This window comes from uncultured Spongiibacter sp. (assembly GCF_964011655.1).
Lineage (GTDB): Bacteria > Pseudomonadota > Gammaproteobacteria > Pseudomonadales > Spongiibacteraceae > Spongiibacter > Spongiibacter marinus.
The window spans coordinates 38,170-45,157 of sequence record NZ_CAXGPO010000022.1 but is presented as its reverse complement, the minus strand read 5'-3'; the positions used below and the strand labels follow the sequence as shown (position 1 = coordinate 45,157).

Genomic DNA, 6,988 nt, shown 5'->3' with positions numbered 1-6,988 from the left:
CAGTTGTCGCGCACATCTTCAGGTCTGTACAGGCCTGTACTCATAAAACGACTCTCACAAAATATATAAGAAAAACAAGCAGATAGTCGAAATGACAGCTCGGCGCACGCTTGCGTACCCGAAAAAAGGAGGGACATTCTACACGTATGCAGCAAGCCGGACAAACGCCGACCAAAAATTGCTCAAATTTCAGCCAAAAATCTTATGGCTGGACACCTGCATCGACCAATATCTGCGCGATTTGCTCCGGGCTCGCCGCCTCGGTAACCACCGCCTCACCCAGGCCCTGTAAAAGCACCAGGCGCAAGCGCCCATCTATCACTTTCTTGTCGCGGCCCATGAGTTGCAGGAACTGCGCCACATTCATCGCTGGCGGGGGCGATATTGGCAGACCGGCTTTCACCATTAGCGCATTGCCACGGCGCAATACCTCTGCATCCAACCACCCCAGCGATACTGACAAGGCCATTGCCAGCGACATTCCCGCGGCAACCGCCTCGCCGTGCAGCCAGCTTCCGTAGCCTTCGGCGGTTTCTATTGCGTGGCCAAAAGTGTGCCCGAGATTCAAGATAGCGCGACGCCCGCCTTCTCTCTCGTCTTCAGCGACCACTTTGGCTTTGTTTTCACAGCTGCGAAACACCGCCTCAGCCAGGGCCTCGCCATCGCGAGCCATCAGTGCATCGATATTTTGCTCTAACCACTCAAAGAAAGGCGCGTCGCAGATGAGCCCGTACTTGATCACCTCAGCGATACCCGCCGCGTATTCGCGCTCTGGCAAGCTGTCCAACAAACTCAGATCGGCCACCACACACTCAGGCTGGTGAAAGGCACCAATCATGTTTTTACCGAGCGGATGGTTAACGCCCGTCTTCCCTCCAACAGAGGAGTCAACCATCGCTAACAGCGTAGTTGGCAGCTGAATAAAAGCGACGCCTCGCTGGTAACTCGCTGCTGCGAAACCGCACATATCTCCTACGACACCGCCACCCAGGGCGATCAGCGTAGTGCTGCGGTTGTGGTTATCGGTGAGCAGGCGATCAAAAACGGTGGCCATAACATCCAGCGTCTTATTCGCTTCGCCGTCGGGCAGAACCACCGTGGAGAGTTGCTTGCCTTCAAGCTGCCTAGCAACTGCATCGAGGTAGAGGGGAGCCACGCGATCATTGCTAACAACACAGGCCTGCTTGCCGCCCATGTAACGCTGCCAGTCCAGGCCTTCGCCGGCCAGTAAATCGCGACCAATGAAAATAGGGTAGCTGCGCTCACCCAGCGACACCTGAAGCTGCTTCATGGAATTGCCCGATATTGTTAGTGGAAAGAGGTAGGCGGGAAATTATATCAGCATCACGACGACAGGTCGCCGCTGCGAATTTTTTCAACCAACTCTTGCACGACTGTGCGTGGGCTTCGCTGATCAGTGGTAATACTGTAGTCAGCCAACTGCAAATAGAGGGGTTCTCGTTCGGCCATTAAGCGCCTAAGCGTCTCCTCAGGATTACCCTGCTGAAGCAAGGGTCGCTTGCGGTCTTTCGCTGTGCGCCGAATTTGTTCGTCAACCGAGGTGCGAAGATAAACAACCGTACCCCGCGTCATCATCAATGCGCGATTATCATCGCGCAGCACCGCACCACCACCAGTAGAAACTACCGCTCCGGGACTGTCACTGAGGTCGCTAAGCATCTGCGCCTCACGCTCGCGAAAGCCTTCCTCGCCTTCCATGTCGAATATCCAGGGTATGTCTACCCCGGCTCGCTCTTCAATCTCTCGATCGACGTCGTAGAATTCCATGTTCAGGCTGTCAGCCAGCAGCTTACCAATGGTGCTCTTCCCTGCCCCCATTGGCCCGACTAAATATATAACTTCCGTTTTCCGCATTGCTCCATCAATCTATCAAACTGTCCGCGAGTATCCGTGGAGTAATAAAAATAAGTGTTTCCTGCTTCTCGCGAGTCACACTGGTAGATTTAAACAGACGCCCCAGGAAGGGGATATCGCCCAGGAAGGGTACCTTCGTTACGGTTTCAACATCCAGCTGATCGTAGACGCCGCCCAAAACAACGGTTTCACCATTGCTGACCAAAACGCGCGTCTGCAATTCGGTAGTGTCAATGGTCGGCACCTGACCACCAAGACCGGTCGCGATCACCAGATCCCCTACCGTATCCTGATTAATGATCAAATCCATAATAATTCGGTCGTCAGGCGTAATAATTGGCGTGACATCCAGCTTCAGCACCGCTTCTTTGAAGGCAATCGTTGTTTCACCGCTGGCCGAACTCTCTGGGTAGGGAATTTCGGTACCCGCTTTGATAATGGCGGGCTCCTTATCGCCGGTGACGATGCGCGGCTGGGAGACAACTTCACCGCGGCCCTTCGACTCCAGTGCAGAAAGCTCCAAGTTCAGCAACACATCAGAGCCGATATAACCCAGGGCAAAGGAGCCCGCTGCACCGGCAACACCCAGATCTGTCACCAAACCGGGGACGGCGTCAAAGCTATTTGAGCCGCTCACCAAGGCGTCGACAAAATTATTTCGTGTGGCCTGATCACTCTCCAAATCACCATTTGCAGAATAAATTTCATTGCCTTTCTGCTTCACGTAGGCGCCGCCCCAACGCACACCCAGAGCGCGATCGAAGTCGGATGAAGCGCGAACAATACGCGCCTCAATTTGTACTTGGCGCACCGGCACATCAATCAGCGCCACCAAACGGCGAAACTCTTCAAGTCGATCCGCGGTCTCCGTAATCAACAGAGAATTGGTGCGTTCATCGACAATAACATTTCCGCGCGGCGACAAAATGCTCTTGGCAGAACCCTCGCCGCTACCACCGTCGCCATCACCTTCGTTTTTAAATAGCTTGAAGAGTTCTGAGGCATCCGCATAGCGAATACGAATAAATTCACTCTGTAGCGGGGCCAGCTCCTCGACCTGTTTCTGCGCCTCAATCTCCTGACGCTCACGCTCGGCGATCTCCGCAGCAGGCGCCACCATCAGCACGTTGCCAACTTGGCGCTTGTCTAAGCCCTTTGTTTTCAGCACTAACTCCAGCGCTTGGTCCCAAGGCACATTCTGCAAGCGCAGGGTGATATTCCCCTTTACGGTATCACTGGCCACCAGGTTGAGTTCAGTGAAGTCGGCAATCAACTGCAGAACCGAGCGCACCTCAATGTCCTGGAAGTTGAGCGACAGCTTTTCGCCGACAAAGGCAAATTCTTTGCGACGCTCTTCCACCTCTGCCTTTGTCAGCGGCTTGACGCTAACCACATACTCATTGTCGGTTTGGTAGGCGAGATAGTCATACTCTCCACGCGCATCCAGCGATAACTTCGCGCCCTTCTCCCCCATGCGCGCGTCTATCAACTTAACCGGCGTGGCGAAATCAGCCACGTCGAAACGTCGCTGAAGGCTCTCCGGGAGTGCAACACCACTAAAGTCAATTTTGATTCGCGGCCCTTCGACAAAGACATTAATGTCCGCCTTGTCGTCAGCCAGCTTAATGACCAGACGGCCCTCACCGGCATCGCCGCGGCGAAAATCCAGGTCAGTGATGCGATTGCCGCTCGCTTCAGGAGCGGCTTCAGCCATCGACAAAACAGGGTTGTTATACTTTTCCTTGAGGTAGGCCTTGCTGCCGCCGCCACCTACCGCGACGACCAACTCGTTCCCTTCCACTCGCGTTTCGTAGGGCGCCAGGCTGACTAAGTTCAGTACCACGCGGGTGCGATCCCGCCCCTCCAGCACAATGGCACTGCTGGCATTGTCATACGCCAGCGGAAATTTTTTCTGGTCGAGCTGATTCTTTGCACCAATCAAGTCCAATGCAATGCGCGCAGGCTTTTCAATGGTGTAGCCCTTCACTTCGGGCGCAGCGCCATCAAACTGGAAGCGCGCCTCAAAGCGGCCGCCCTCCAGGGCATTGAATTCCACATCAGTCAGATTCGATGCCGACACAGCGGCCGACGCGAGCAGGGATATCAGCAGTAAACACTGGCCCATAAGTGCGCGATGGCCTCGCGCCATGTACTGCACGGCGAGGTGCTTCTGCGTTCGGGTTTTCATGAATCTCTCCGCCTCTCGAATTCTCACTTACCGCTACTCAGCTCTAAAGAGCGCGGCCGTTCCACCCAGCCTTCTCCGCCGGTGGAAACAATTTCAACAACCGAAATAAAGTTGTCGCCAACTTTCATAATCTTGCCGTGGTTGCGGCCCAAATAATTATTCTCTTTGACTCGGTGCACACCGCCATCGGGGGTTTTCATCAGCGCCCACAACACCTTGTTCAAGCGCACCGTGCCAACCATTTTCAACGCATCGATAGAGAAGCTTTCTAAATATTCGCGCTCACGCTCTAGATTGGGCTTCACATTGGAAGATGCTTCCAGTCGCGCAATTTCTTTTACGTCCACGGGCTGCGTGAAGGGGCCACGCAAGCCAGATGCGGTGTAGGTAAAGGCACGATAAGCCTGCAGGGCGGGAATCGGCTCAATAACACCACTGGGCGCTGCACGCTTTTCGGCGACAAAGGCATCAATATCGGCGTATTGCCCACTGTTGCTGCATGCCAGCAGCGTCGTGGACAGCACAGGTATGGCGAGCCGTAAATATCTCATTACGATCCCCCGTCAATTTCTTTGTAGCGATACGTTTTCGCGGTGATCGACATGCTTTGGGTGCCAAGCTGCTTGTTCGTTTTGATTTTGTAATCGTGGAGCGTCACGATTCTCGGCAAGCTCGCAATACCGCTCACAAAGGCCGCCAAATCGTGGTAGGTGCCCTCCACTTCGATGGCGATGGGCAGCTCAATATAAAATTCTTGCGTACGCTCCGGCTGCAGCTTAATGCTGTCAATTTCCAAGCCGTTATCCACGGCTTTTTCGGTCATATCCTCAAGCAGGCCGGGCACTTCGGTATCGGCCGGCAGCTGCCCCAGCAAAATACCAAATGACTCTTCCATTTCCGCCATTTGTTTTTTAAGCGGTTCGAGCTTCGCCGCTTTAAATGCTTTTTTCTCAAACTCTGTTTTTAGCTTCGCTTCCTTGGCAACGGCGTTGTCCAGCTCCACTCGCAAGTCGGCAATCACGTAAAAATAGCCGCCTACCAATACCAGCACAAAGGCCAACACCCAGAGCGCAGCGCGAACCAGTACCGGCCACGCACCAATATTGCCCTCGTTGATATCGTTGATATCAAACTGTTTGACCTCGTCAACCCACTCCTGCCACTGCACGGCCATCTCTTATTTCTCCTTCTCAGGGGAAGGGGCGCTGATACGGAAGGAAAGCTTGAAGTTGCTCGCCTGATCACCGTATTCCTCTGCTGCCTTCACCGCCGTAAGGTTTGGCTCGGAAAACCAGCTGGAAGCGTCTAATTTACGCATCAGGCTCGACACCCGGTTATTCGACTCTGCAATGCCTTCAACATCGATGCGATTGCCGGAGCGAACCACAGAGGTAAAGAACAGGCCGTCAGGTAGCGTGCGAACCATCTCATCAAAAACCCGCACAATTAACGGGCGTGTGCCCTGAAGGTTTTGGATAATATTCATTCTGTCGAGCAGCTGTTGTCTGCGCAGCTCCAGATCACGAATTTCAGCCACCTCTTTGTTTATGCGTTTTATGTGGCTTTGCAAATACTGATTACGGCCTTCCTGGCCGCTAATGGCGCTGTTAAAAATACTCATCGTCAGCATGATCAGCAGTGCGGCAACCGCCACCGAGGCACCCAGAATAATAAGAAACTGCTTCTTGATTAGCTGGCGGCGCTCTTCACGCCAGGGCAAAAGGTTAATATTCGCCATCAGTCGAAACTCCTCAGCGCCAAACCGCAAGCCACCAGCATGGCAGGAGCATCATTGCTCAAGCGCATGGCATCGACTCCTGAGGCAATCGCCATATTGGCAAAGGGATTCGCAACCACCGTATTTACGCCCAGGCGCTCTTCGACCATTTCAGCCAAACCCTGCATCGCGGCAACGCCGCCGGCGAGTAAAATAGTATCAACGGCACTGTATTGACTCGCCGAAAAGAAGAATTGCAAAGACCTCGAAACCTGCTGAATGGCGGCTTCTTTAAAGGGCGCCAGCACCTCACTGTCGTAGTCATCCGACAGGCCGCCCTGTTTCTTCGCCAATCCCGCCTCTTCGGCACTCAAGCCGTAGCGACGCTGAATTTCCTCGGTGAGCTGACGACCACCGAACACTTGGTCGCGCGTGTATACCGTCTCACCATCGACGATCACACTTAGCGAGGTCATGCTCGCGCCGATGTCGACGATCGCGACAACGGTATTTTCATCCACGCCAATCTGCGGCGCCATCAGCTCAAAGCTGCGCTCCACCGCGTAGGCCTCAACGTCCATCACCTTCGGTTCCAGACCACCGATCTCCAGCGCTTCAACGCGACTATCGACGTTGTCCCGGCGGCAGGCCACCAGCATGACTTCAACTTGATCCGGCTCGTCCTCGGCAACATCGACAACCTCGAAGTCCAGCGCCACCTCATCAAGCGGATAGGGAATGTATTGATCAGCTTCCAGGGAGATCTGCGCCTCCATGGCGTTATCATTCATATCAGCGGGCATTCGCAGCATTTTGGTAATCACCGCAGACCCGGGCACAGCGGCCGCGGCCTTGGTCACCTTGCTCCGAGAGCGGTTGTATACGGCCTTAATGATTTCACCGACGGCTTCGACCTCAACCACATTTTTTTCAACCACGGACTGAGGCGGCAGCGACATTACGGCGTAGCTTTCAACGCGAAGTTTTTCCCCGCTACGACTCAACTCCAGCACTTTTACCGCACTGGAACTGATATCTACACCGAGCAAATTGCGAGATTTTTGACCGCCTAACAAGCCATCTAGCACTGTTATTTTCCTATTTACATCGTGGACTTAGGGCGAATTCTTATATGCAAGATTAAATACCAGTGTATACCATTGCGCAAATAGTTATGAAAAAAATACCCGGATAGTGTCACAGATTTG

Annotated in this window: 7 protein-coding genes; all 7 read right to left on the bottom strand. The window is 53.8% G+C overall.

Features of this window, described 5'->3' with window-relative positions; translation table 11 throughout:
• Positions 1 to 202 precede the first annotated feature (202 nt).
• Genes aroB through ABNS66_RS10835 form a run of 7 tightly spaced genes read right to left on the bottom strand, consistent with a single transcriptional unit; the run spans position 203 to position 6,868 of the window.
• Positions 203 to 1,291 (bottom strand): 3-dehydroquinate synthase, encoded by a 1,089-nt coding sequence (gene aroB / locus ABNS66_RS10865; protein WP_286837807.1) that lies wholly within the window; start codon positions 1,289 to 1,291, stop codon positions 203 to 205.
• A 53-nt stretch (positions 1,292 to 1,344) separates the two neighbouring features.
• Positions 1,345 to 1,875 (bottom strand): shikimate kinase AroK, encoded by a 531-nt coding sequence (gene aroK / locus ABNS66_RS10860; RefSeq protein ID WP_204996216.1) that lies wholly within the window; start codon positions 1,873 to 1,875, stop codon positions 1,345 to 1,347.
• A gap of 7 nt (positions 1,876 to 1,882) precedes the next feature.
• Positions 1,883 to 4,063 (bottom strand): type IV pilus secretin PilQ family protein, encoded by a 2,181-nt coding sequence (locus ABNS66_RS10855; RefSeq protein ID WP_286693985.1) that lies wholly within the window; start codon positions 4,061 to 4,063, stop codon positions 1,883 to 1,885.
• Between the two features lie 23 nt (positions 4,064 to 4,086).
• On the bottom strand, positions 4,087 to 4,614 hold the full coding sequence (locus ABNS66_RS10850) for a pilus assembly protein PilP (RefSeq protein WP_286693984.1): 528 nt from the start codon (positions 4,612 to 4,614) through the stop codon (positions 4,087 to 4,089).
• Positions 4,614 to 5,237: a type 4a pilus biogenesis protein PilO gene (gene pilO / locus ABNS66_RS10845; protein ID WP_204996213.1), complete on the bottom strand. Its 624-nt coding sequence runs from the start codon at positions 5,235 to 5,237 to the stop codon at positions 4,614 to 4,616. The genes ABNS66_RS10850 and pilO overlap by 1 nt, the downstream gene beginning before the upstream one ends.
• 3 nt (positions 5,238 to 5,240) lie before the next feature.
• Positions 5,241 to 5,801 carry a PilN domain-containing protein gene (locus ABNS66_RS10840; protein ID WP_204996212.1) on the bottom strand — a complete coding sequence of 187 codons (561 nt, stop codon included), beginning with the start codon at positions 5,799 to 5,801 and terminating at the stop codon, positions 5,241 to 5,243.
• Positions 5,801 to 6,868, bottom strand: a complete 1,068-nt coding sequence (locus ABNS66_RS10835) for a pilus assembly protein PilM (protein ID WP_286693982.1) — start codon at positions 6,866 to 6,868, stop codon at positions 5,801 to 5,803. Before ABNS66_RS10835 ends, ABNS66_RS10840 begins: the two co-directional genes overlap by 1 nt.
• Between the last annotated feature and the right edge of the window lie 120 nt (positions 6,869 to 6,988).